Annotated in this window: 22 protein-coding genes; 20 read left to right on the top strand and 2 right to left on the bottom strand. The window is 34.5% G+C overall.

Going from position 1 to position 25,497, the window contains the following annotated elements; translation table 11 throughout:
* The first annotated feature begins 103 nt into the window (after positions 1-103).
* On the top strand, positions 104-2,557 hold the full coding sequence (locus AC5ZCW_RS05960) for a TonB-dependent siderophore receptor (protein ID WP_496118482.1): 2,454 nt from the start codon (positions 104-106) through the stop codon (positions 2,555-2,557).
* A 14-nt stretch (positions 2,558-2,571) separates the two neighbouring features.
* The gene (locus tag AC5ZCW_RS05955; protein WP_496118480.1) at positions 2,572-3,684 is read left to right on the top strand and encodes a PepSY-associated TM helix domain-containing protein; all 1,113 of its coding nucleotides are present in this window, start codon (positions 2,572-2,574) and stop codon (positions 3,682-3,684) included.
* 55 nt (positions 3,685-3,739) lie between these two features.
* On the opposite strand, the gene AC5ZCW_RS05950 is transcribed toward AC5ZCW_RS05955, so the two are convergent.
* Complete coding sequence (locus AC5ZCW_RS05950) at positions 3,740-4,087, bottom strand: toxin-antitoxin system YwqK family antitoxin (protein WP_496118478.1); 348 nt, start codon at positions 4,085-4,087, stop codon at positions 3,740-3,742.
* Positions 4,088-4,298: 211 nt separating this feature from the next.
* Positions 4,299-5,291: a TlpA family protein disulfide reductase gene (locus AC5ZCW_RS05945; protein WP_343540494.1), complete on the bottom strand. Its 993-nt coding sequence runs from the start codon at positions 5,289-5,291 to the stop codon at positions 4,299-4,301.
* 158 nt (positions 5,292-5,449) lie between these two features.
* Here AC5ZCW_RS05945 and aspS point away from each other — a divergent pair, with 158 nt between their 5' ends.
* The 18 genes from aspS to AC5ZCW_RS05855 all read left to right on the top strand — a co-directional run bounded on the left by aspS (position 5,450) and on the right by AC5ZCW_RS05855 (position 25,497).
* Positions 5,450-7,201: an aspartate--tRNA ligase gene (gene aspS, locus AC5ZCW_RS05940; RefSeq protein WP_496118476.1), complete on the top strand. Its 1,752-nt coding sequence runs from the start codon at positions 5,450-5,452 to the stop codon at positions 7,199-7,201.
* A 309-nt stretch (positions 7,202-7,510) separates the two neighbouring features.
* Positions 7,511-7,705, top strand: a complete 195-nt coding sequence (locus tag AC5ZCW_RS05935; protein WP_007137066.1) for a cold-shock protein — start codon at positions 7,511-7,513, stop codon at positions 7,703-7,705.
* 243 nt (positions 7,706-7,948) lie between these two features.
* Positions 7,949-8,314 carry an NADH-quinone oxidoreductase subunit A gene (locus AC5ZCW_RS05930; RefSeq protein ID WP_008466117.1) on the top strand — a complete coding sequence of 122 codons (366 nt, stop codon included), beginning with the start codon at positions 7,949-7,951 and terminating at the stop codon, positions 8,312-8,314.
* A 158-nt stretch (positions 8,315-8,472) separates the two neighbouring features.
* Complete coding sequence (locus AC5ZCW_RS05925; protein ID WP_496118471.1) at positions 8,473-9,021, top strand: NADH-quinone oxidoreductase subunit B; 549 nt, start codon at positions 8,473-8,475, stop codon at positions 9,019-9,021.
* Between the two features lies 1 nt (position 9,022).
* Positions 9,023-9,544, top strand: coding sequence for an NADH-quinone oxidoreductase subunit C (locus tag AC5ZCW_RS05920; protein WP_177211328.1), 522 nt, complete (start codon positions 9,023-9,025; stop codon positions 9,542-9,544).
* Between the two features lie 21 nt (positions 9,545-9,565).
* A complete protein-coding gene (locus AC5ZCW_RS05915; protein WP_343540498.1) occupies positions 9,566-10,804 on the top strand; it encodes an NADH-quinone oxidoreductase subunit D in 1,239 nt (412 codons plus the stop codon).
* Between the two features lie 56 nt (positions 10,805-10,860).
* Complete coding sequence (locus AC5ZCW_RS05910) at positions 10,861-11,391, top strand: complex I 24 kDa subunit family protein (protein WP_057115709.1); 531 nt, start codon at positions 10,861-10,863, stop codon at positions 11,389-11,391.
* A 1-nt stretch (position 11,392) separates the two neighbouring features.
* Positions 11,393-12,763 carry an NADH-quinone oxidoreductase subunit NuoF gene (gene nuoF / locus AC5ZCW_RS05905; RefSeq protein WP_496118468.1) on the top strand — a complete coding sequence of 457 codons (1,371 nt, stop codon included), beginning with the start codon at positions 11,393-11,395 and terminating at the stop codon, positions 12,761-12,763.
* Positions 12,764-12,856: 93 nt separating this feature from the next.
* Positions 12,857-13,888: an NADH-quinone oxidoreductase subunit G gene (locus AC5ZCW_RS05900; protein ID WP_111378915.1), complete on the top strand. Its 1,032-nt coding sequence runs from the start codon at positions 12,857-12,859 to the stop codon at positions 13,886-13,888.
* A gap of 3 nt (positions 13,889-13,891) precedes the next feature.
* Complete coding sequence (gene nuoH, locus AC5ZCW_RS05895; RefSeq protein WP_496118466.1) at positions 13,892-14,944, top strand: NADH-quinone oxidoreductase subunit NuoH; 1,053 nt, start codon at positions 13,892-13,894, stop codon at positions 14,942-14,944.
* Between the two features lie 86 nt (positions 14,945-15,030).
* Positions 15,031-15,576: a NuoI/complex I 23 kDa subunit family protein gene (locus AC5ZCW_RS05890; protein WP_177211332.1), complete on the top strand. Its 546-nt coding sequence runs from the start codon at positions 15,031-15,033 to the stop codon at positions 15,574-15,576.
* Positions 15,577-16,116: an NADH-quinone oxidoreductase subunit J family protein gene (locus AC5ZCW_RS05885; RefSeq protein WP_177211333.1), complete on the top strand. Its 540-nt coding sequence runs from the start codon at positions 15,577-15,579 to the stop codon at positions 16,114-16,116.
* The gene (gene nuoK / locus AC5ZCW_RS05880) at positions 16,116-16,436 is read left to right on the top strand and encodes an NADH-quinone oxidoreductase subunit NuoK (protein ID WP_008466103.1); all 321 of its coding nucleotides are present in this window, start codon (positions 16,116-16,118) and stop codon (positions 16,434-16,436) included. Before AC5ZCW_RS05885 ends, nuoK begins: the two co-directional genes overlap by 1 nt.
* A 6-nt stretch (positions 16,437-16,442) precedes the next feature.
* Positions 16,443-18,326 carry an NADH-quinone oxidoreductase subunit L gene (nuoL, locus tag AC5ZCW_RS05875; protein WP_496118463.1) on the top strand — a complete coding sequence of 628 codons (1,884 nt, stop codon included), beginning with the start codon at positions 16,443-16,445 and terminating at the stop codon, positions 18,324-18,326.
* A 10-nt stretch (positions 18,327-18,336) separates the two neighbouring features.
* Positions 18,337-19,776: a complex I subunit 4 family protein gene (locus tag AC5ZCW_RS05870; protein WP_496118461.1), complete on the top strand. Its 1,440-nt coding sequence runs from the start codon at positions 18,337-18,339 to the stop codon at positions 19,774-19,776.
* A 66-nt stretch (positions 19,777-19,842) separates the two neighbouring features.
* A complete protein-coding gene (locus AC5ZCW_RS05865; protein WP_496118459.1) occupies positions 19,843-21,234 on the top strand; it encodes an NADH-quinone oxidoreductase subunit N in 1,392 nt (463 codons plus the stop codon).
* 161 nt (positions 21,235-21,395) lie between these two features.
* On the top strand, positions 21,396-22,166 hold the full coding sequence (locus tag AC5ZCW_RS05860) for a Bax inhibitor-1/YccA family protein (protein WP_496118457.1): 771 nt from the start codon (positions 21,396-21,398) through the stop codon (positions 22,164-22,166).
* Between the two features lie 478 nt (positions 22,167-22,644).
* Positions 22,645-25,497: a pectate lyase family protein gene (locus tag AC5ZCW_RS05855; RefSeq protein ID WP_496118455.1), complete on the top strand. Its 2,853-nt coding sequence runs from the start codon at positions 22,645-22,647 to the stop codon at positions 25,495-25,497.

Here is a 25,497-nt window from a genome sequence, read left to right as displayed (position 1 = left end):
ACTTTATTGGGTATTATAATTTCTTTCTAGTAATACATATTGCAATTGGTCATATAAACTATTAGTCTTACTTTTGCCTAATCAATATTTATTCTAAATAAAAATGAAGGGAAAGTTTGCAATAGCATTAATTAGTTTTTGCTTTATATTTTTTGCACAAACATCGGTTTTAGCACAACAAAAAACAGTTATCAAAGGAACCATTTCGTCTGTAAATGGTGAACCTTTAGAAAATGTTTCAGTACAATTAAGAGGAACTAAAATTGGTGCCCTTACAGATAATCAGGGTTTATATGAAATAAAAAATATTAGCGAAGGAAGTTACACGTTGCGAGTTTCGGCAGTTGGCCATACTTCAAAAGAAAAGAAAATTATTGTTAGCGGTGAACCAGAAATTATAGAAAACTTCACCCTTTCAACTAATACTGAAGAGCTTGAAGAAGTTTTCGTTAAAGGAAACATCAATAAATACAACAAATCTGAGAGTCCTTTTGTCGCTAGAATGCCGATTAATAATCTTGAAAATTCACAAGTTTATAGCGTTGTTCCTAAAAGTTTGATGAGAGATCAATTGGTTATCAACCAAGATGATGCTTTAAAAAATGTACCTGGATTGTATCAGCTTTGGGCTGCAACTGGAAAAGTTGGTGATGGAGGTTCGTATTTTGCGTCGCGTGGATTTGTAACGCAAAGTTTATTGAGAGACGGAATTGCTGGAAAAATCACAAACAGCGTTGATGCCGCAAACTTAGAAAGAATCGAAAGTATCAAAGGGCCTTCGGCAACGCTTTTTGGAAGTATTTTAACTTCTTATGGTGGATTAATCAATAGAGTTACCAAAAAACCAACAGAAACTTTTAGAGGAGATATTAGTTATCAATCTGGAAGTTATGGTTTGAACCGATTATCGGCTGATTTTAATACTCCCTTAAATGAGGAAAAAACAGCTTTGTTAAGAATTAATGCGGCTTATAACGACGCAAATACGTTTCAGGATTACGGAAAAAACAGAAGCTACTTCTTCGCTCCTTCTTTTTTATATAAAATAAATGACAAACTGTCGATTTCTATCGATGCCGAATTGTCAACGGTTAATTCTTCATCGCCAGCATTTACTTATATTCCGTACGGACAAACTCCAAAAAGCATCAATTTATACAATGCCAAAGACATTGCCAGAGACTGGAAAAGATCTTTTACTGGTGGCGAATTCATGATGAATACTAAAACTGCGAATGTTTTTGCGCAAGCGCATTATCAAATCAATGAAAACTGGAAATCTCAAACTATTTTCAGTTCAAGCGCCAATCAATCAGACGGACCTCAAGCTTGGTTTTATTTATTAGGAAACAACAAAATGTCAAGAAATGCCTGGAATATGGTTGGAAAAGACAATATTGTTGAATTTCAACAAAACTTTAATGGCCAGACTGAGCTTTTTGGAATGAAACATCAATTGCTTTTTGGTGGCGATATTTTGAGATCTGAAACCAACAGCAGTCTTGGATATCTTGGCGGAGACCCAAATAATCCGTTCAAAACAGATTATGATATTGTAGATTATTCTGCAGCAAATTCTAATTATTACAATTTCAACCCAAACAATATTGAGCCATTATTTGTAAACGGTTATCAATACAGAACCATTACTTCTTTGACAACGTACAGCTTATATGCTGCAGATGTTATCAATATTACAGACCAGTTAATTCTATCGGCTGCTTTGCGTTTCGATCATTATAAGAATAACGGAACTTACGATCCTTCAACCAATATTAATTCGGGTGCGTTTTCGCAAAATGCCTTTTCACCAAAATTGGGACTTGTTTACCAAATTATAAAAGATAAAGTTTCTGTTTTTGGAAACTACCAGAATAGCTTTAAAAACATTGGCTACTTATTTGCAAACGTAAACGGAAATCCAGAATTAAAGCAATTTGATCCTGAAAAAGCAAATCAGTTTGAAGCTGGTTTGAAATTAAATATCATACAAGATAAATTAAGTGCTAATTTAAGTTATTACAATATTGACGTAAAAAATATTGTTCGTGCTGGACAAGTGGTTAACACAAATGTTCAAGACGGAAACCAAACAAGTAAAGGTTTTGAAGTTGAAGTTACTGCAAACCCATTTTCTGGTTTAAACTTTATTTTTGGATATGCTAACAACGATAGCAAGCTAAACAATGCAAATGCAGATGTTAATGGTTTAAGACCTGAAACAGCTGGTCCGGAAAATTTAATTAATTACTGGGTTAGCTACAGCCTTCAGACTTCTAAATTAAGAGGATTAGGTTTTGGTATTGGAGGAAATTACGGTAGCGAAACTTTTGTTTACAATAGAAACCCAACCGGTTCAGGAAATCCTGCCGATGTTGAAACTTTTGTCTTACCATCATATTCTATCGTAAACGCTACATTATATTATGATCAGCCAAAATACAGACTCTCTTTAAAAGTAGACAACCTTACAGACGAACTTTATTTTAATGGTTACACTACTGTAAATGTGCAAGCGCCAAGAACTTTTATGGGAAGTATAACTTACAAATTTTAAGTTTCACTATAAAAATGGGATTCAAAACGAAAATACGTTTTCTGCATAAATGGCTCGGATTAATTTCTGGGCTTATTGTTTTTATTGTCTGTATTACGGGATGTATTTTCTGTTTTCATGATGAAATAAAAGACATAACAAGAAAAGAATGGCGTTTTGTAGAACCTCAAAATAAACCTTTTCTATTACCATCTCAATTGCAGGAAAAAGCAAAAGAAGCTGTTCCAGAAAACAAGGCCAGTATGGTTGCTTATTATGGAAAAAATAGATCCGCAATTGTTTATACTTATTCAGATACCGAAAATTTATATCTCTATTTTAATCCTTATACAGGTCAATACTTAAAATCCGAAAATCCGAAAACCGACTTTTTCATTATTGTCGAATATATCCATTTATATCTTCTTCTGCCCGATTATATCGGAAAACACATTATTGGCGGAGCAACCATAATTTTTATTCTTTTACTGATTTCTGGAATTATACAATGGTGGCCAAAACGAAAAAGCGATATCAAAAGGAGTTTCACCATTAAATGGAATGCGAAATGGCGCCGTGTCAATTACGACTGGCATAACACAACCGGTTTTTACATTTCTATAATAGCTTTAATTCTAGCCATAACCGGACTTACTTTTACATATGAATGGGTTGGTGACGGAATCTATAAATCTTTCAATTTGGGCGGAGACAAAGCAGCCGAGACAAAAACACCTGTGATTGATACCACCGCATTCAAAATAAATTCGATTTCAGCAATTGACAAAGCGTTTGCTCAAACCCTTAAATTACAGCCAAAAGCAGAAATGTTCTTTGTAATGATTCCGCAGCAAAAAGGCACTATTGTTAGTACGGGAGCTTATCCGAATGCATTGCGGTACGATCAGCAAAGTAATTATTATTTTCATCCGTCAAGCGGAAAATTACTCCAGAGCCAGCCTTTTGATAAAAAAAGCCTAGGACTGCAAGTTGTCGAAATGAATTACGGAATACATACAGGACAAGTTTTAGACCTTCCAGGGAAAATTATAGCTTTTATAGTAAGTCTAATTGCCGCCGCACTTCCTGTAAGCGGATTTATAATTTGGTTTGGAAGAAACCGAAAATCAAAAAAAGCAAAAGCATAAAAAAACCGTCCCGAAGTATCGGGACGGTTTTTTTATAGTTAGTCTTGAAATTATATTAATTTCTGTTTGCTAAAGCGTTTTTCTGTAAATTTTTAACCGAGCTTACTTTGTTATCTACATAAGCAACTTCGCTTAAAGTATTTTCATTAAAGAAAATCCAATTTCCAGTTTTAACTCCGTCTGCGTATTCTCCAACGGCTTTTTTATTTCCTTTTTCGTCATAAGATACCCAAACACCGTCTAATTTACCGTCTTTAAAAAAGCCCTCTTGCTGCACTTTACCATTATCATAGTAATAAGTTGCTTTTACCTTGTTTCCAGCAGCTTCTAATTCAGGCTTTCCTTCTTGTGCAACTACAATTCCAGAGAACAATATTGCAGCTAAAATCACACTCTTTTTCATATCTTTAGGTATTTAATGTTAAGAAATCTTTATCAAATATAGTTAATTGTTTACATTAAAAAAACTTTTGCTTAACAATTTGGTAACATTGAATAAAAACTTAACATTGGAAAAATCAATAAAACAAAAAAACCAGCGCTTAAGCACTGGTTTTACTGGTATTTTCGAAAAATTTGAATTTTACGATAACGTTGTAAATTTCGTAAAAAAATTAGTTCAATAATGCACTTAACTGTTTATCCAACTCAGGATCAGAAGGTCTAGGTGCATCCGATTTTACAATATTACCCTTTGGGTCTAGAAGGATAAATCTCGGAATTCCTGTTACACCATAGTTAACAACAAACTCAGATTCCCAGTCTTTATCTGCAAATAATTGAACACCTCCTAATTTTTTATCCGTTACAAACTTTTTCCATTTTTCATTGTCTTTTGCTCTATCAATAGAAATACTCACAAATTCAATATTTTTTCCGTGATATTTTTCTTCGATCTTTTGCAGATAAGGAATCTCAGCTCTACAAGGTGCGCACCATGTTGCCCAAAGATCAATATAAACATATTTCCCTTTTAAATCTACCAGTTTTGTTTTTCCTCCTTTAAAATTCTCATAGTCAAAATCTGGAGAAGCTTTCCCAACCATTTTACTTGCCTTATAGGCGCTTTCATAATCTCTAAGCGAAAATTCATGAAAATTTTTAAAATTACTTTGCATTGCGGTTACAAATTGCGGATCAAAAGTTCCTTTACTCAAACTTTCATTGTCTGCTTTTTCTTTAGCTTCCAATATTTTAGCGAACTCCGCTGGTTCTTTAGAAAAAGCTTCTTCAAGTTTTTCATTTCTTAAAGATTGTTGCGCCATAAAATTACTTTCATCAACACCTTTTCCTTTGTATACAATAGTTTCATCAAATTCTTTTGCATCCAATGTTAGATTAACTTCAGAATTTGGTTTTAAATATAGATTAGAAGACTCTGTCCCGTCAGAAAACACATAAAATCCCTGAGGCGCATCAAAAGTTGCAGCAAAAATTTCTTTTTTATCAATTGGAATTACTTGCCTGAAATTATCTCTTCCTTTAATAACCAAAGTATCGCTATTTCTATTGGCGATTTTAGCTGTAAACTTTACTGAATTTTTGCTTTGACCAATGACATTTAAAGCATTAAAAAGCACTAAACCTGCAACAAAAAGTTTTTTCATAGGTATTATGATTAGTTTTTTAGAGAATCAAAACTAAAGAAATTTAAGCTTCGGATTTTCACAATTAACAATTTATTTGAAATTATTCTGAATCAACTTATCACTTTACTATATTATCTTGAATTTTGTATTTACTTTTGCAATCTAAAATTTTGATTATGTATAGAAGTCATAATTGTGGCGAATTAAACGCTTCAAATATTAATACCGAAGTTACACTTGCGGGCTGGGTTCAAAAATCACGTGATAAAGGATTTATGAATTGGGTCGATTTACGCGACCGTTATGGAATTACACAACTTATTTTCGACGAAAGTCGTACTGATAAAACCGTTTTTGAATTGGCCAAAACTCTTGGACGCGAATTTGTAATTCAGGTTAAAGGAACTGTTATTGAGCGTGAAGCCAAAAACAAAAACATTCCAACTGGTGAAATCGAAATTTTAGTTTCTGAATTAACGATTTTAAACTCTGCATTAACTCCTCCATTCACAATTGAAGATGAAACTGACGGTGGAGAAGACATTAGAATGAAATATCGTTATTTGGATATCAGAAGAAACCCTGTAAAAAATAGTTTATTATTCCGTCATAAAGTAGCAATGGAAGTTCGTAAATATCTATCTGATTTAGATTTCTGCGAAGTTGAAACGCCTTACTTAATCAAGTCAACTCCAGAAGGAGCAAGAGATTTCGTTGTACCAAGCCGTATGAACGAAGGGCAGTTTTATGCATTGCCACAATCTCCACAAACTTTCAAACAATTATTGATGGTGGGCGGAATGGATAAATATTTCCAAATCGTGAAATGTTTCCGTGACGAAGATTTACGTGCAGACCGTCAGCCAGAGTTTACTCAGATTGACTGCGAAATGGCATTTGTCGAACAAGAAGATATTTTAAATGTTTTTGAAGGATTGACAAGACATTTATTAAAAGAAATTAAAGGTATTGAAGTAGACAAATTCCCAAGAATTACCTACGACTATGCTATGAAAACATACGGAAACGATAAACCGGACATTCGTTTCGGAATGAAGTTTGGAGAATTAAACGAATTTGCACAACACAAAGAATTCCCTGTATTCAATGCTGCTGAATTAGTTGTCGGAATCGCTGTTCCTGGCGCAGGAAATTACACTCGTAAAGAAATCGACGGATTAATTGACTGGGTAAAACGTCCGCAAGTTGGTGCATCTGGAATGGTTTACGTAAAATGCAATGAAGATGGAACTTACAAATCATCTGTTGATAAATTCTACGATAATGATGATTTGGCAAATTGGGCAAAAGCAACAGAAGCAAATCCTGGAGATATGATTTTTGTACTTTCTGGTCCTGCTAATAAAACTCGTGCGCAATTGTCTGCACTTCGTATGGAATTGGCAACTCGTTTAGGATTACGTAATCCTGAAGAATTTGCTCCACTTTGGGTTGTTGATTTCCCATTATTGGAACTTGACGAAGAAAGCGGTCGTTACCACGCGATGCACCACCCCTTTACTTCTCCAAAACCAGAAGACATGGCTTTACTGGAAACAGAACCAGGAAAAGTTCGCGCAAATGCATACGATATGGTTTTAAACGGAAACGAAATTGGCGGTGGCTCAATTCGTATTCACGATAAAGCTACGCAACAATTAATGTTCAAATATTTAGGATTTACTGAAGAAGAAGCAAAAGCACAATTCGGCTTCTTGATGGATGCTTTCCAATTTGGAGCACCGCCACACGGAGGATTAGCTTTTGGCCTTGACAGATTAGTCGCTATCTTGGGAGGTCAGGAAACGATTAGAGATTTTATCGCCTTCCCAAAAAACAATTCAGGACGCGATGTTATGATCGATGCGCCAGCTGCAATTGATGATGCGCAATTAAAAGAACTTCGAATTAAAGTCGATATAGCATAATTGCAGTAAATTAGTCATAAAAAAATAGAAAAGCCGTTGAAAATTCAGCGGCTTTTCTATTTTAATGAATTGTTAAGAAAAATCTTAAGCGGTATTTTTTTTGAATTATCATATTCTTACAATTGAAACATTTTCATATTCCTACAATTAATGATTCGCAAATTAAGGTATTCCATAAGCAAATTGATGCAATAAAGCACGTAAAAAGACTGTAAATCAATAATTTTTACAAAAAATTAACACGTATATGTCTTTTGTATGATTTTATATATTACATTTGTTTTATTATAAATTATTATTACAATTACAATGCGTACAGGTACAGTAAAATTTTTCAATGAATCTAAAGGTTATGGATTCATTACAGACGAAGAAACAGGAAAAGACATCTTCGTTCACGCTTCAGGAATTAACGCGGAAGAATTACGCGAAGGTGACCGTGTAAGCTATGAAGAAGAAGAAGGAAGAAAAGGGAAAGTTGCTGCTAAAGTAGCAGTAATCTAAGAAAAATATAGCAATTTATTTTTTTTGCCTCTGAATGGTCTAAGAAGACGTCCCGAAGTATTCGGGACGTTTTTTTTTGACCTTTTCTTAAAAAAATATTAAAATAACGCAATGTTATTTATAATGAATAAAAATTAGACACAAACACGGTTTCTCCCCCTACTTAAATCCTTTTTTAACTTGTGTTTTACAGACTTCCAAGTTATCTTTGTGGCTCATTTTTTAAGTATAAAACCTAAGTTTATGCAATCTGATCAATACAGTTACATTCCTATTTTAATGCAGTTTATTTTAGCTGTTGGTTTTGTGGTAGGAACAATCATCATTTCTGGGAAATTAGGACCAAAAAGATCCTCTGAAGTTAAAGATCAAAACTTCGAATGCGGTATCGAATCTGTTGGTAACGCCCGTATTCCTTTTTCTGTAAAATACTTCTTAGTTGCCATTTTGTTTGTATTGTTCGACGTAGAGGTTATCTTCCTTTATCCATGGGCAGTAAACTTCAAAGATTTAGGAATTGAAGGAATGTTAAAAATGTTAGTTTTCATGTCTTTGCTTTTGGTTGGTTTCTTTTATATCATCAAAAAGAAAGCATTAGAATGGGAATAATTTAGAGATTTTAGATTTTAGATTTCTGATTTTAGATTAACCGATTTAGAATTAAGATTTAAAATTTAATCCTCAAATAAAAATTTGATTTAAAAAATTGATTTTACTTTTTACGATTTCAAAGAATCTAAAATCTAAAATCAGAAATCTAAAATAAAATGAGCGATTCAAAAGTAAATATGGTTGCGCCGCCAGAAGGAGTTACTGGTGAAGGTTTCTTCGCTACAAAACTTAGCGATGTTGTTGGTTTAGCAAGAGCCAACTCATTATGGCCGCTTCCTTTCGCGACTTCATGCTGTGGTATCGAATTCATGGCAACAATGGCATCTCACTACGATTTAGCTCGATTTGGTTCTGAGCGTGTGAGTTTCTCTCCTCGTCAAGCAGACATGTTACTTGTAATGGGAACTATTTCTAAAAAAATGGCTCCAATTTTAAGACAAGTATACGAACAAATGGCTGAGCCTCGCTGGGTAATTGCTGTTGGAGCTTGTGCTTCATCAGGAGGAGTATTTGATACCTATTCAGTTCTTCAAGGAATTGACAAAGTAATTCCTGTTGATGTTTATGTACCAGGATGCCCTCCAAGACCAGAACAAATTGTTGATGGAGTTATGAGACTACAAGACTTAGTGAAAAATGAATCTGTAAGAAGAAGAAGTTCTCCAGAATACCAAGAATTATTAGCTTCATATAATATCTCATAAGATGGCCTTAGAAAATACCCTGATTCAAGACAAACTTGTAGAAACATTTAACAACGATGTTTTTAACTTTCAGCAAGAAAGAGATATTTTTTCTTTAGAAGCTTCGGCTGATAAAATCACACCGTTGATTCTATTCCTTAAAAACGATCCAGAATTACGTTTTCATTTCTTAACAGATTTGTGCGGCATTCACTATCCAGATAACGAAACAGAACGTCAGTTTGCAATTGTGTATCATTTGCACAACTGGTACGAAAACAAAAGATTAAAAATCAAAGTTTTCTTAAACGGAGAAAAACCAGAAATTAAATCGGTTTCAAATATTTTCTTGTCTTCCAATTGGATGGAAAGAGAAACTTACGATTTCTTTGGGGTTAACTTTATTGGTCACCCTCAATTGAAACGTATTTTAAATATGGACGAAATGCAATCTCACCCAATGAGAAAAGAATTCCCATTGGAAGATAGCGGAAGAACTGATAAGGATGACAGGTTCTTTGGAAGAACAACAACAAATTGCTAAAAAATAATTCAACATTATAAAATGTCAGAACTATTATTACCACCAGAGCATCGCTATGCTAAAATAATTAAGGAGAGACTAAACGACGACGGAAGCGAACTTTCTGTACTGAATTTAGGTCCGACTCACCCTGCAACACACGGTATTTTTCAAAATATCTTATTGATGGATGGTGAAAAAATTCTTGAGGCTGAGCCAACTATTGGTTACATCCATAGAGCATTCGAAAAAATTGCCGAAAATCGTCCTTTTTATCAAATTACACCTCTTACAGACCGTATGAACTATTGTTCCTCTCCTATTAATAATATGGGATGGTGGATGACAGTAGAAAAACTATTAGGTATTGAAGTTCCAAAAAGAGCACAATATTTAAGAGTTATCGTGATGGAGTTGGCTCGTATTACGGACCACATTATCTGTAACGGAATTTTAGGGGTTGATACTGGTGCGTATACTGGTTTCTTATACGTTTTTCAATTTAGAGAAAAAATCTACGAAATCTACGAAGAAATTTGTGGAGCTCGTTTGACTACAAATATGGGAAGAATTGGTGGTTTTGAAAGAGACTGGTCTCCAGAAGTTTTCAAAAAACTAGATAAATTCCTAGAGGAATTTCCTCCAGTTTGGCAGGAATTCCAAAACTTATTCGAAAGAAATAGAATTTTCCTTGATAGAACTGTAAACGTTGGTGGTATCACTGCCGAAAAAGCAATGGCTTACGGATTTACAGGTCCAAACTTACGTGCTGCCGGAGTTGATTACGATGTACGTGTAGCACAACCATACTCATCTTACGAAGATTTCGATTTTATTGTTCCTGTTGGAAAATCAGGAGATACTTACGATCGTTTCTGTGTTCGTAATGCTGAAGTTTGGGAAAGTTTAAGCATTATTCGTCAGGCATTAGAAAAAATGCCTCCAGGAAACGAATATCACGCTGAAGTTCCAGATTACTACCTTCCTCCAAAAGAAGATGTTTACACTTCTATGGAATCTTTAATCTATCACTTTAAGATTGTAATGGGAGAAGTTCCTGTACCAGTTGCAGAGATATATCACCCTGTAGAAGGAGGAAACGGAGAAATCGGTTTTTATTTAGTGACTGACGGAAGTAGAACTCCATATAGATTACATTTCAGAAGACCATGCTTTATCTATTATCAAGCATTCCCCGAAATGATTAAAGGTGCCATGCTTTCTGATGCAATTATCATTCTTTCAAGTTTGAACGTAATTGCAGGAGAATTAGACGCCTAAACAATTTAGATTAAAAAAATTGTGCCTTTGTGCCCTTGTGGCAAAACAAGAATAAAATGGAAAGAAAACATTACAAACAAGAAATAAATATGACTGAGGCATTGATGAATCGCATCAATGAATTAATCAGTCATTATCCTGAGGGCAAACAAAAATCGGCTTTATTGCCTGTTTTGCACGAAGTTCAGGATGCACACAACAACTGGCTTAGTATTGAACTGCAAGATAAAGTTGCTGAGATTCTTCAGATCAAACCAATCGAGGTTTATGAAGTGGTAACTTTCTACACAATGTTCAACCAAAAGCCAATTGGTAAATACATGTTTGAGTTCTGCCAAACTTCTTGTTGCTGCTTAAGAGGTGCCGAAGATTTGATGGATTATACTTCTGAAAAACTAGGCATTAAAATGGGAGAAACAACTCCAGATGGAATGTTTACCATTGCTGGTGTAGAATGTTTAGGCGCTTGCGGATACGCTCCGATGATGCAATTGGGAGATTTCTACAAAGAAAAACTGACAGAAGAAAAAATCGATCAGATCATTGCTGATTGTAGAGATGATAAAATAATATTACACGATAAATAAGATGTCACAAAAAATATTATTAGATAAAATCAATATTCCTGGAATTAAAACCTACGAAGTATATCGCCAAAATGGTGGTTATGCTTCTGTAGAAAAAGCTTTAAAAACACTTACTCCAGACGAAGTTACTGAAGAAGTAAAAAAATCAGGATTACGTGGTCGTGGTGGTGCAGGTTTCCCTGCGGGAATGAAATGGAGCTTTATTGACAAAAAATCAGGAAGACCAAGACACTTAGTTTGTAATGCCGACGAATCTGAGCCTGGAACATTCAAAGATCGATTCTTGATGGAGTATATTCCTCACTTATTGATTGAAGGAATGATTACTTCAAGCTACGCTTTGGGCGCTAACCTATCATATATCTACATTCGTGGAGAATATATGTGGGTTTTCAAAATTTTAGAAAGAGCAATTGCCGAAGCAAAAGCTGCCGGATGGTTAGGAAAAAATATATTAGGTACAGGCTATGATCTTGAACTTCACGTACACTGTGGAGCTGGAGCTTATATCTGTGGAGAAGAAACAGCATTAATCGAGTCATTGGAAGGTAAAAGAGGAAATCCTCGTATTAAACCACCTTTCCCAGCGGTTTCTGGCCTTTGGGCAAATCCAACTGTGGTAAACAATGTTGAAACAATTGCGACTGTGCCGTGGATTGTAAACAATTCTGGTGATGATTATGCAAAAATTGGAATTGGACGTTCTACTGGAACTAAATTAATTTCTGCTTCAGGACACATCAAAAATCCTGGGGTTTACGAAATTGAATTAGGCTTAAGTGTTGACGAATTCATGAATTCTGACGAATATTTAGGAGGAATGTCTTCTGATCGTCCATTAAAAGCATTTGTCCCAGGAGGTTCTTCTGTGCCAATCTTACCTGCTGACTTGATTTTCAAAACAGCAAATGGCGAAGATCGTTTAATGACTTACGAATCTTTAAGTGATGGTGGTTTTGCTACTGGATCGATGTTAGGTTCTGGAGGATTTATTGTTTACAACGACACTGCTTGTGTGGTTAGAAACACTTGGAACTTTGCTCGTTTCTATCACCACGAATCTTGCGGACAATGTACACCTTGCCGTGAAGGAACAGGATGGTTAGAAAAAATCTTATGGAGAATCGAAAACGGTCAAGGCCGTGAAGAAGATATCGAATTATTGTGGAGCATTCAAAGTAAAATTGAAGGAAACACAATCTGTCCGCTTGGTGACGCTGCTTCTTGGCCAGTAGCTGCAGCAATTCGTCACTTTAGAGATGAGTTTGAGTATCACGTTCGTTTCCCAGAAAAAATCAAAAATAGAGATCACTTTGTTGCCGAGCCTTTCTCACAAGTTAAGCATTTAGTTGGCGGTAAAGTAATCGTATAAATATAAAAAGCAGAAAGTTATAAAGTTCATAATGTTAAAAAGGACAGCAATTCTTTTCAATATTTCGACTTTCAACATTCAAATCATAAAGAGATGAAAGTAACCATAGACGGTCAAAGTATAGACGTAGAACCAGGAACAACAATCCTGCAGGCTGCACGTATGATTGGAGGGGATTTAGTACCGCCAGCCATGTGCTATTACTCAAAATTAAAAGGCAGCGGCGGTAAATGTCGTTGTTGTTTAGTTGAAGTTTCTAAAGGAAGTGAAGCTGACCCACGACCAATGCCAAAATTAATGGCATCTTGTGTAACAGGATGTATGGATGGTATGGAAGTAAACAGTAAATCGTCTGCAAGAGTAACTGAAGCCCGTAAATCTGTAACAGAATTTTTATTAATCAATCACCCTTTAGATTGTCCTATTTGCGATCAAGCTGGTGAATGTGATTTACAGAATTTAAGTTTCGAGCACGGAAATCCAAAATCACGTTACATTGAAGAGAAAAGAACATTTGAACCAGAAGATATTGGTCCAAATATTCAACTTCACATGAACCGTTGTATTTTATGTCAGAGATGCGTACAAGTTGCAGATCAATTGACAGACAATAGAGTTCATGGAGTATTAGATCGTGGTGATCACGCTAATATTTCAACTGGTATTTCTAAAGCAATCGACAATGAGTTCTCTGGAAATATGATTGACGTTTGTCCGGTTGGAGCTTTAACAGATAAAACTTTCCGTTTTAAATCAAGAGTTTGGTTTAATAAACCTTATAACGCACACAGAGAATGTACAACTCCGGGATGTTGTGGTAAAACTACAGTTTGGATGTTTGGTGGAGAAATCCAGCGTGTAACTGGTCGTAAAGATGAATACCATGAAGTGGAAGAATTCATCTGCAACAGCTGTCGTTTTGATCATAAAAACGTAAATGACTGGGTAATTGAAGGACCAAGAGAATTTGAAAAAGATTCTGTTATCAATCAAAACAACTACACTCAGAAATTAGAGAAAGTTGAAATCGATACTGAGAAAAATATCCTTTTAGGTAGAGATATTGACCGTAAAAAAATTAGTATGGCAGCAATTCCATTAACTGATAATGATAAAAAAGTTTAAGAAATGGAAAGTGCATTTATTATAGAAAAGAGTGTTGTAATTGTTGTCGTTTTTGCGGTAACAATGATCATGGCAATGTATTCTACTTGGGCAGAACGTAAAGTTGCTGCTTTCTTGCAAGACCGTGTTGGACCAAACCGTGCAGGATGGGGAGGTTTATTACAGCCTCTTGCAGATGGTATGAAATTATTCTCGAAAGAAGAATTCGAACCTAACACTCCTAATAGATTTTTATTCTTCGTAGGTCCAGCGATTGCAATGAGTACCGCTTTGATGACAAGTGCTGTTATTCCTTGGGGAGATCGTTTACACCTTTTTGGAAGAGACATCATTCTTCAAGCTACAGATGTTAACATAGCTATATTATACATTTTTGGAGTTCTTTCTGTTGGAGTTTACGGCATCATGATTGGTGGATGGGCTTCTAACAATAAATTCTCTTTGATGGGAGCTATCCGTGCTGCTTCTCAAATGGTTTCTTACGAGGTTGCAATGGGATTATCAATAATCGCTTTATTGATGATGACTGGAACAATGAGTTTAAAAGTAATTTCTGAACAGCAAGCTGGAATGAATTGGAATGTTTTCTATCAGCCATTATCATTCTTAATTTTCTTAATCTGTTCATTTGCAGAAACAAATAGAACTCCTTTCGATTTAGCAGAATGTGAAAACGAGTTAATTGGAGGTTACCACACAGAATATTCATCAATGAAAATGGGATTTTATCTATTTGCTGAATATGCAAGTATGTTTATATCGTCTACCATTATTTCTGTATTGTTCTTTGGTGGCTACAACTACCCAGGAATGCAATGGATGGTAGAAAATGTAGGTGTAAATACAGCTAACTTATTAGGAATTGCGGTATTATTTGTAAAAATATGTTTCTTCATATTCTTTTACATGTGGGTGCGTTGGACGATTCCAAGATTTAGATATGACCAATTAATGCATTTAGGCTGGAGAATTTTAATTCCGCTTTCGATCATTAATATCATGATTACGGGTGTTGTTATTTTAAGACACGAAATCTTAGTAGCTTTAGGATTCTAAGAGTCACATCAAGCTTCAAATAAAAAACAAAATAGATTTTGAATTTGATTCATTCAAATTATAAATCATAAACTATAATAGTAAAAATGTCAATAGAAACTATATCATTATCGGGTAGAAAAAAGGTGGTGTCAAATAAGGACATGTCTTTTGTTGAACGATTGTATCTTGTGGCGATTATAAAAGGTCTAGTTATTACTGTAAAACACCTTTTTAGAAAAAAAGTTACGATTCATTATCCTGAGCAAGTTCGTGAAATGAGCCCAGTTTATCGTGGTCAGCATATGCTGAAACGCGACGAACAAGGTAGAGAAAACTGTACTGCTTGCGGATTATGCGCTTTATCATGCCCTGCTGAAGCTATCACTATGAAAGCTGCAGAACGTAAGCCTGATGAAAAACATTTATATAGAGAAGAGAAATACGCTGAAATTTATGAAATCAATATGCTTCGTTGTATTTTCTGTGGTTTATGTGAAGAAGCTTGTCCAAAAGATGCTATTTATTTAACAGAATCTAAAGTATTGGTTCCTGCTAATTACAATAGAGAAGATTTCATTTTTGGGAAAGATAAATTAGTGATGCCTTTAGAAATGGCTATGAAAAATGCTCAACTTAAAAACGCTAACTAAATGATACATATTCCAGATTTTGCACACGCAACAACTATTCAAGTTATCTTTTGCTTTTTAGCGTTCATTACCGTTATTACTGCTTTCTTGACTATTTTCAGCAGAAACCCGATTCATAGTGCCATCTATTTGGTAATTTGTTTCTTTTCTATTGCTGGTCATTATTTACTATTAAATTCTCAGTTCTTAGCTGTTGTACATGTAATAGTCTACTCCGGAGCTATTATGATTCTGTTCCTGTTTACCATCATGTTGATGAACCTGAACGAACAGCGAGAAGTTCACCGTCCTAGAATTACGCGTTTAGGTGCTATTGTTTCTTTCTGTTTAATACTGATTGTTTTAATCACAATCTTTATCAACTCAAAACCAATTGTGGGTGAATACGATTCTACTGGAGAAGATTTCCAATCAATTAAAGTTTTAGGTAAAATATTATTGAACGAATATATGGTTCCGTTCGAATTTGCTTCAATCTTACTTTTGGTTGCTATGATTGGAACAGTTCTATTGTCTAAAAAAGAAAAATTAAATAAATAATGGGTAATATATTAAATCAAATAGGTATTGAAAACTACATCTTTTTGAGTGTTGTACTTTTCTGTATTGGAATTTTTGGTGTATTGTACAGACGAAATGCTATTATCGTTTTCATGTCTATCGAAATTATGTTGAATGCGGTAAACCTTTTATTTGTTGCTTTTTCAACTTATCATCAAGATGCACAAGGACAAGTTTTTGTGTTCTTCTCGATGGCGGTTGCTGCAGCCGAAGTTGCGGTAGGATTGGCCATTTTAGTTTCTATCTTTAGAAATATCGGATCAATCAGTATCGATAATTTAAAAAATTTAAAAGGATAATCAGAAATGGATACCAATTTAGCTTTAATTATAGTTTTAACTCCTTTACTAGGTTTTCTAGTAAATGTCTTTTTTGGAAAAAGCTTAGGCAAAACAGTTTCTGGTGCAATCGGAACTATTGCCGTAGCAATTTCTTTTGTTGTTTCTCTTTTACTTTTTAATCAAATAACTTCAACCGGAAAAGGAATCGAAGTTACTTTATTTGATTGGATTCAAATTAGCAACTTAAAAATCAATCTTGGATTTTTATTAGATCAATTATCTGTTCTTTGGTTACTTTTTGTAACGGGAATTGGTTCTTTGATTCACTTATACTCTATCAGTTACATGCATGATGATGAGAATATGCATAAGTTTTTTGCTTATTTAAATCTATTCGTATTCTTTATGATTACACTTGTAATTGGAAGTAACTTATTAGTTCTTTTCATTGGATGGGAAGGTGTTGGACTTTGTTCTTACCTATTAATTGGATTCTGGCATAAAAACCAAGATTACAATGATGCTGCAAAAAAAGCTTTCATCATGAACAGAATTGGAGATTTAGGTCTATTAATCGGAATGTTCATCATTGGATCAATGTTTTCAACATTAGATTATGCAACTTTAAAAACTGCAATTGCTGGAGCTACAAATTTAAATTTACCTTTACTTTCTTTAGCTGCTTTATGCTTGTTTATTGGAGCTTGTGGTAAATCTGCTCAAATTCCATTATACACTTGGTTACCTGATGCGATGGCTGGACCAACTCCAGTTTCTGCTTTAATCCACGCGGCTACGATGGTTACTGCTGGTATTTTTATGGTAACAAGATTAAACTTTGTTTTTGACCTTGCAACAGATGTTCAATCTGTAATTGCAATTATTGGAGCAATCACTTCATTAGTTGCGGCTACAATTGGATTAGTTCAAAACGATATCAAAAAAGTATTAGCTTACTCTACAGTTTCTCAATTAGGTTTAATGTTCTTGGCATTAGGATTTGGAGCTTATGAAGTAGCAGTTTTCCACGTAATCACTCACGCTTTCTTTAAAGCTTGTTTATTCTTAGGATCTGGATCTGTAATTCACGGATTACACGGAGAACAAGATATGCGTAAAATGGGAGGTTTGCGTAAAGCAATGCCAATTACATTCTGGACAATGTTAATTTCTTCATTAGCAATTTCTGGAGTTCCATTTTTCTCAGGATTCTTTTCTAAAGACGAAATCTTATTGACTGCTTTCCACCACAGTATTCCATTATATATTGTTGGATCAGTTGCTTCAATCATGACAGCTTTCTATATGTTCCGTTTGATGTTCTTAACTTTCTTCAAAGAATTTAGAGGAACTGAAGAGCAAAAACACCATTTACACGAAAGTGGTTCATTAATTACTATTCCGCTTATCATCTTAGCTATTTTGGCAACTTTTGGCGGACTAATTAGTTTACCTGGAAACAGTTGGTTAAATGGATATCTTGCTCCTCTTTTCACAAAAGTGGCTGGAGAAGAACATCATTTAGGCACAACTGAATATACTTTAATGGGTGTTGCCGTTCTAGGTGGATTATTAGGAATTTTAATTGCTTACGTAAAATACTTTAAACAAGATAATGTTCCAGAATCTGACGAAAATATTACTGGATTCAGCAAAGTGTTATACAACAAATACTATGTAGACGAAATTTACGACGCTGTATTTGTAGTACCAGTTAATAGTTTATCTAAATTCTTTAGAGATTATATCGAGACAGGATTGTCTGCTCTTGTTTTCGGATTAGGTAGAATAGCAAACGAGATTGCTTTCCAAGGAAAAAAATTACAAACCGGAAGTATAGGATTATATCTATTTGTATTTGTTTTAGGACTTTGTGCAATTGTTTCCTATATATTTTTAGCTCAATAATATTATTACTATGAACGTTTCTACTATATTAATTATACTTTTAATTGGTGCATTTGCCACTTATTTTTCTGGTGACAAACTAGCTTCAAAAGTTGCTTTACTTTTCAGTTTAGCCGCTTTAGGATGTTCAATTGTATTATTGAATAATTATAATGCAGGTGAAAATATCAGCGTAATCAACAGCTGGATTAATCAACCAAAAATTTCATTCGCTTTAAACGGTGATGGACTTGGACTTGCAATGGTTTTATTGACCGCAGCTTTAACTCCGATAATCATATTTTCTTCTTTCGGAAATGAATATAAAAATGCAAAAGGCTTCTATGCTCTAATCTTGTTTATGGCTTTTGCTATGACTGGAACTTTCTTAGCTGCTGATGGTCTTTTATATTATATTTTCTGGGAGTTAGCACTTATTCCAATCTACTTTATTGCTTTGATCTGGGGTAATGGCGATGCTGAAGAGCGCAGAAAAGCAGTGGTTAAATTCTTTATTTATACACTGGCAGGTTCGTTATTTATGTTAACTGCGTTTATTTATTTATACCAAAAAGCAGGTTCTTTCTTAATCGAAGATTTATACAAAGTAAACTTATCTGCTTGCGAGCAATTCTGGATTTTCTTGGCTTTCTTCTTAGCTTATGCTATCAAAATTCCAATTATTCCTTTCCATACTTGGCAGGCAAATGTGTACCAAAAAGCACCAACTGTTGGAACAATGCTTTTATCTGGTATCATGTTAAAAATGGGATTGTACAGCGTACTTCGTTGGCAATTGCCACTTGCGCCAGTTGCGGCTAAAGAATACATGTATATCTTTATTGGTTTAGGAATTGCAGGTGTAATCTACGGTTCAATCGTTGCATTGAGACAAAAAGATTTAAAGAAATTATTAGCTTATTCTTCTCTTGCCCACGTTGGATTAATCGCTGCAGGATCTTACACTTTGACTCTAGATGGTTTTAGAGGTGCTGTTATGCAAATGATTGCTCACGGTTTTGTTGTAGTGGGATTATTCTTTGCTGCTGAAGTAATTTTCAGAAGATTCGAAACTAGAGAAATTTCAGAAATGGGCGGTATCCGTACACAGTCTCCAAAATTCACTTCAATGTTTTTAATCTTAGTATTGGCTTCTGTTGCTTTACCAAGTACATTTAACTTTGTTGGAGAGTTTACAGTATTATACAGTTTGTCTCAAATCAATATCTGGTTCGCGATCCTTGGTGGAACAACAATCATTTTAGGAGCTTACTATATGTTAAGAATGTTCCAGCATGTAATGCTAGGAGAAACAAATGCAAAAACTTTTGCTGATGTTACACTTAACGAAGGAATTTCATTTGCCGTAATTATCGCTGTTTTATTATTCTTTGGTTTCTATCCAAAACCAATTACAGATTTGATTACACCAAGCTTGGAAAACATTTTACAAGTTATCAATAAGAACTAATATTTTAAACAAAAAATAAATTAGGATTGCATTTAAAAATTGAAATCCTAAATCAAAAAGATAAAAATGAATACATTAATAGCTATAACAGGATTGGGTATTTTCTGCCTATTGTTTGAAATTCTTAATTTAAGAAAGGCCATTATTCCTATTACCATTTTAGGTTTATTAGGTGTATTGGCACTTAATTATTGCGAATTTGGAACAGAACAAAGTTATTACAACAATATGATAGCAGTAAGCAAATTTTCTACAGCTTTTTCATCATTGTTTATCATTTTGACGATTTTCCTTGTAGCATTAAGTCATAATTTCTATCAAAATCATCAAGCAAAAATTTCAGACTTCGTTGCTATTAAAATATTTTTACTGGCTGGAGCTGTTGCAATGGTTTCTTTTGGAAACTTAGCGATGTTCTTTTTAGGAATTGAAATTTTATCTATTGCTTTATATGTACTTGCTGCTAGTGATCGTTTGAATATCAAAAGTAACGAAGCTGGTATGAAATACTTCTTAATGGGATCATTTGCTTCAGGAATTATCCTATTCGGAATCTGTTTGATTTACGGTGCAATGGGAAGTTTTGACATTAGTGAAATTCACGAAAGTGCTTTATCTGCAGAATTGCCAATCTGGTTTCCAATCGGAATGATTTTAATGGTTATTGGAATGTTATTTAAAGTAGCGGCAGTACCTTTTCATTTCTGGGCTCCAGATGTATACGAAGGTTCTCCAGCTTTAACAACTGCTTTAATGAGCACATTGGCAAAAGTTGTAGCAATTGCAACTTTATTTAAACTGATTGCTGGTATGAATTTCATTTCTTCACTAGATAATCAAGACCTATTGCATACTTTTGAAGTGATCGTTGTTATAATTTCAATTGCCTCAATGTCTGTTGGTAATATTATGGCGCTAAGACAAGTAAACGTAAAACGTATGCTTGCTTTCTCTGGAATCTCTCATGCTGGTTTTATGTTAATGACATTATTAACGGTTTCTGCTTCAGCTGGAGTTTTATTATATTACACTACTGCTTATGCATTAGCTGGAATCGCAGCTTTCAGTGTTATTTTATACGTTTGCAGAGATCGCGATAACGAAGACATTACAAATTTCCATGGTTTAGGAAAAACAAATCCGTTATTGGCAGCAATCCTTACCGCTTCATTATTATCAATGGCCGGAATTCCTATTTTCTCTGGATTCTTCGCTAAGTTATTCTTATTCAATCAAACTATTCAAGCAGGATATATTGGTTTAGTAATTGTTGCTGTGATTAACTCTATTATTAGTGTTGGATATTATTTCAAATTAATCATCGCTATGTATTCAAAAGAACCAAACGAGGAAAGAACAGGCAGACCATTCCTTATTTATGCAACGGCTGTAATATCAATTGTTCTAAACATTGCATTAGGTTTATTCCCATCATTAGTTTTAGATTTATTGAAATAATATAATCCTTTACCTAAAATACAAAATCCATCAAAAAACATATTTGATGGATTTTTTTTATGCTCTAAATTAAGAACAGAAATTCATGTTAAAAAATTCCATCCAACAATTGCACTTCAAAAAATCTCCATATATTTGAGTTCAATTAAATGTATTAAAATATGAACTTTAATTCAAAAAATCCATTTTTAAACAGTAAGCGTTTTTCATCAAATGCTGAGCCAAGAACAGAAGTACACCACGCCCAGATTATTGATTACAATCAAGAAATGACGGTGTCTGGAACAATCAACAAAACAGCAATCTTATTTCTTATTTTATGCGGTGCTGCTATGGTGACATGGTGGATGACTTTTAACGGAATAAACCCTATGCTGCCTACAATTGGGGGAGCAATTGTTGGTTTCATTTTAGTATTAGTTTCTTCATTCAAACCACAATTATCTCCTTATCTAGCACCAGGATATGCTTTATTTGAAGGATTATTTATAGGAGGTATTTCTGCAATATTTGAATTAAAATTTCCAGGAATCGTAATTAACGCAGTTGGAGCAACTCTTGTTACTTTCTTAGTCTGCCTTGGTTTATATAAATTTAAAATTGTTAGAGTTACTGAACAGTTCAAATCTGTTGTAGTGGCTGCAACATTGGCAATTGCGACTTATTATTTAATTTCTTGGGTTGTGTCAATGTTTTCAAGCTGGACACCTGTTCATTACGGAAATTCTATGATGAGTATTGGTATCAGCGTTTTTGTTATTATTATTGCTGCGCTTAACCTTTTCTTAGATTTTGATTTAATTGAAAAAGGAGCGAGAGAAAAAATGCCAAAATTTATGGAATGGTATGGAGCAATGGGATTAATGATTACATTAGTTTGGTTGTATATCGAATTTCTAAGACTTTTAACAAAAATTTCTAGTAGAGACTAACACGTTTTTTTAAATAACATAAGAGCCCTTTTGAGTAAAATCAAAAGGGCTTTTTTATTGCTGTAGATTAAATTTTGAATACCAAATCGATATTCTAATTAAATCTTCTAAGAATAATCTGTTAATCAAAACACAAAAATAGTCCATTTCCTACAAAAAAGTAAAATGTAATTTATGTAATAAAAAAAAATTACAGTCCCTTTTTATTCTTTTTGTTTAACGCTTTAAAATTTAAAAAAGCAAGAAAAATACGGCTTTCCGTACTCGACATGCGATGTGCAATAAATTACAATTAATGCAATTTATTACATTTTTATTATTTTAAAAGCAAAATATTTTAAGTATATTCTTTTTTTTAGCAAAAAAATTATAGTATTAAAAATTAATATATAATTTTGTGTAATCGATTACAATTAAACCACTTGGAATCGAAAGTAAAACCACTTACTTTTTTTATTAACTATCTTAAACAAACCTTATGAAAAAAAACCTACTTTTCATGGCTGTCTTCCTCATGACAGTTCAATTATGGGCCCAAACTATCCAAATTAACGAAGCTTCTGGCTGGCTGGAATCTGCTTTTGTAAAATGGCAGCCTGTCAGCGGTGCCCAAACGTACAATGTCTATTATACTGGTAATGGATTTACAGACAAAAAAATAGACGACCAGCTTATTAGAAGTTACGGATCTTACTATCGCGCCGACATTCCTGGCCTTAAAGCCGGAACATACACCGTAAAGGTAAAACCTGTAGTGAATGGCACAGAAGGAACGGGAGCCACAACTGGCACTCTAACCGTAAGCGCACAAGACAGAAATGGATTTGCTTTTGAAGGCGGTCGTGTTCCTGGAGGATACAAAGCAGACGGAACTCCGAAAGACAATGCCGTAATTCTGTACATTACCCAAAACACGAAAAACACCATTTCAATGAATATTACAGGTGCAAGTGCAAATCCTTGTATTGGCCTACAAAATATTCTTTATGCTATCAAGAAAGGGAAAGATACGCGTCCGTTTATTATTCGTTTAATTGGAAATATTACGGATATGACTGTTATGGAAGGTGGTGATGTTGTTATTGAAAATTCAAATAATGCTTCGAGTTATGTTACCATTGAAGGTGTTGGAGACGACGCTGTTGCAAATGGATGGGGAGTTCGATTAAAATCGGCTTCAAACATCGAAGTCAGCAATCTTGGATTTATGAACTGCGATAGTACGGCAGGCGATAACGTAGGAATGCAACAGGATAATGACCACGTTTGGGTTCACAACTGCGACTTGTTCTACGGAAATGCAGGAAGTGATGCTGACCAAATAAAAGGTGACGGAGCATTAGACAATAAAACTTCGACTTACATTACGATGTCTTACAACCACTTTTGGGATAATGGAAAAGCGAGTCTTCTAGGATTAAGCGAAGGGACAACTTCAGGTTTATATGTAACTTATCATCATAACTGGTTCGATCACTCAGATTCTCGTCATCCTCGTGTACGCTATTATTCAGCTCACATTTACAACAACTACTATGACGGAGTTTCAAAATACGGAGCAGGTTCTACTATGGGATCTTCACTTTTTGTTGAAGGAAACTATTATAGAAATAGTAAACATCCTATGTTAACATCTCTTCAAGGTTCTGATATTTGGGACGAAGCCAACCAAGTGAATAACGCGGGAACTATGGGAACTTTCTCTGGTGAAGCTGGAGGAAGCATTAAAGCATTCAATAATACTTTTGATGCCTCAAACGGAACAAACAATATGCGTTTTGTAGCCTATAATGATCCAAATCCGTTGTATAATATCTCTGGAAAAATAAGCTCTACAACCGATTTTGATGCTTATGTTGCAGCAACAAGAGGAGAAGTGGTAAGCAGTTCTGTAAAATCTAAATCTGGTGCTAATGTCTATAACAACTTCGATACAGATGCAAATTTGTATGTAAAAAATTTAACAATCGATACTCCGGCAGCGGCAAAAACAAAAACGACTCAATATGCAGGACGTGTTTCTGGAGGAGATTTAAAATGGACGTTTAATAATGCAACAGATGATACTTCTTCTTTAGTTATTACAGCATTAAAAACAGCACTTACAAATTATACTGGAACTTTAGTTGCCGTACAAGGAGAAGGGAATCCGCCTGCTGGAACACAGACTTTAACTTTAACTTCTGCTTCAAACAACAATCAAACGGTTGTAAGCGGAACAGCAATTTCTTCAATTGTATTTACATGGGGAGGAGATGCAACTGATGCAACTGTAACTGGATTGCCTGCTTCTGGATTAACTTTTGTAAAAAATACTACAGCTAAAACAATAACTATTTCAGGTACGCCAACTGCAACAGTTTCGTACTCCATTGCAACTTCTGGAACTAGTGGTTCCCCAGCTACTGGTTCTGGAACTGTAACAGTAACTCCAGCTGGAACGCAAACATTAACTTCATCTGGCAATAACAGCCAAACAGTTGCTTCTGGAACTGCTATTGCTTCGATTGTATTTGCTTGGGGCGGAAATGCTACAGATGCATCTGTAACTGGATTACCAGCTTCTGGATTGTCTTTTGTAAAAAATACAACTGCAAAAACTATAACTATCACCGGAACTCCAACTGCAAATGTTTCTTATACTGTAACCACTTCAGGAACAGCTGGAACACCAGTATCTGCATCAGGAACGATAACAGTTACTACAGGTTCAGATGGCGGATCTGAATTACATAATTTTACTACATCGGGTAAAACAAGTACATTCTACTCTATTACAGGAAATATGAATTCAACTCCAGGTTCTGTAACCTACAATGGACTAACACTTACTGAGCGTCTAAAAATCGAATCAAGCACATCAATAACGTATACCACAACGAGTGCATCAACTTTGACTTTGGTTTTTGATTCTACTTTTACAGGAAGCATTAAAGTAGACAATGTTTCTTATACTGCATCTGCTGGTATTGTAACAGTTTCTGTTGCCGCAGGTTCTCACTCTATCACTAAAAATTCTGTTGCCAATCTATTCTATATAAGCACAGTTTATGGTGGAGGCACACTAAAAACGGCTGCAGTTGCAGATTCAGCAATAACTACTGAATCAACAAAAATAGTTTTATACCCTAATCCTGTTTCAAGCACTTTATATTTAGCAGATCCTGAACAAAAAGTGCAAAAAGTACTTATCTATAATATATCTGGAAATCTTGTGATTAATTCTGGAAATTCTCAAAGCATTGATACAAGCAGCTTAATTCCTGGCACTTACCTAGCCAAAATTTATACTGTCGATGGATCATTTAACCAAACACTAATTAAAAAATAA

This window comes from Flavobacterium sp. PLA-DH12 (assembly GCF_059511845.1).
Note: the sequence above shows the minus strand (reverse complement) of the source record. Positions and strands in the feature narration are given on the sequence as shown.

Excerpts from the sequence above, each read along its gene's own strand:
- AC5ZCW_RS05960 (WP_496118482.1), top strand. The coding sequence starts at position 104 with ATGAAGGGAAAGTTTGCAATAGCATTAATTAGTTTTTGCTTTATATTT.
- AC5ZCW_RS05955 (WP_496118480.1), top strand. The coding sequence starts at position 2,572 with ATGGGATTCAAAACGAAAATACGTTTTCTGCATAAATGGCTCGGATTA.
- AC5ZCW_RS05950 (WP_496118478.1), bottom strand. The coding sequence starts at position 4,087 with ATGAAAAAGAGTGTGATTTTAGCTGCAATATTGTTCTCTGGAATTGTA.
- AC5ZCW_RS05945 (WP_343540494.1), bottom strand. The coding sequence starts at position 5,291 with ATGAAAAAACTTTTTGTTGCAGGTTTAGTGCTTTTTAATGCTTTAAAT.
- aspS (WP_496118476.1), top strand. The coding sequence starts at position 5,450 with ATGTATAGAAGTCATAATTGTGGCGAATTAAACGCTTCAAATATTAAT.
- AC5ZCW_RS05935 (WP_007137066.1), top strand. The coding sequence starts at position 7,511 with ATGCGTACAGGTACAGTAAAATTTTTCAATGAATCTAAAGGTTATGGA.
- AC5ZCW_RS05930 (WP_008466117.1), top strand. The coding sequence starts at position 7,949 with ATGCAATCTGATCAATACAGTTACATTCCTATTTTAATGCAGTTTATT.
- AC5ZCW_RS05925 (WP_496118471.1), top strand. The coding sequence starts at position 8,473 with ATGAGCGATTCAAAAGTAAATATGGTTGCGCCGCCAGAAGGAGTTACT.
- AC5ZCW_RS05920 (WP_177211328.1), top strand. The coding sequence starts at position 9,023 with ATGGCCTTAGAAAATACCCTGATTCAAGACAAACTTGTAGAAACATTT.
- AC5ZCW_RS05915 (WP_343540498.1), top strand. The coding sequence starts at position 9,566 with ATGTCAGAACTATTATTACCACCAGAGCATCGCTATGCTAAAATAATT.
- AC5ZCW_RS05910 (WP_057115709.1), top strand. The coding sequence starts at position 10,861 with ATGGAAAGAAAACATTACAAACAAGAAATAAATATGACTGAGGCATTG.
- nuoF (WP_496118468.1), top strand. The coding sequence starts at position 11,393 with ATGTCACAAAAAATATTATTAGATAAAATCAATATTCCTGGAATTAAA.
- AC5ZCW_RS05900 (WP_111378915.1), top strand. The coding sequence starts at position 12,857 with ATGAAAGTAACCATAGACGGTCAAAGTATAGACGTAGAACCAGGAACA.
- nuoH (WP_496118466.1), top strand. The coding sequence starts at position 13,892 with ATGGAAAGTGCATTTATTATAGAAAAGAGTGTTGTAATTGTTGTCGTT.
- AC5ZCW_RS05890 (WP_177211332.1), top strand. The coding sequence starts at position 15,031 with ATGTCAATAGAAACTATATCATTATCGGGTAGAAAAAAGGTGGTGTCA.
- AC5ZCW_RS05885 (WP_177211333.1), top strand. The coding sequence starts at position 15,577 with ATGATACATATTCCAGATTTTGCACACGCAACAACTATTCAAGTTATC.
- nuoK (WP_008466103.1), top strand. The coding sequence starts at position 16,116 with ATGGGTAATATATTAAATCAAATAGGTATTGAAAACTACATCTTTTTG.
- nuoL (WP_496118463.1), top strand. The coding sequence starts at position 16,443 with ATGGATACCAATTTAGCTTTAATTATAGTTTTAACTCCTTTACTAGGT.
- AC5ZCW_RS05870 (WP_496118461.1), top strand. The coding sequence starts at position 18,337 with ATGAACGTTTCTACTATATTAATTATACTTTTAATTGGTGCATTTGCC.
- AC5ZCW_RS05865 (WP_496118459.1), top strand. The coding sequence starts at position 19,843 with ATGAATACATTAATAGCTATAACAGGATTGGGTATTTTCTGCCTATTG.
- AC5ZCW_RS05860 (WP_496118457.1), top strand. The coding sequence starts at position 21,396 with ATGAACTTTAATTCAAAAAATCCATTTTTAAACAGTAAGCGTTTTTCA.
- AC5ZCW_RS05855 (WP_496118455.1), top strand. The coding sequence starts at position 22,645 with ATGAAAAAAAACCTACTTTTCATGGCTGTCTTCCTCATGACAGTTCAA.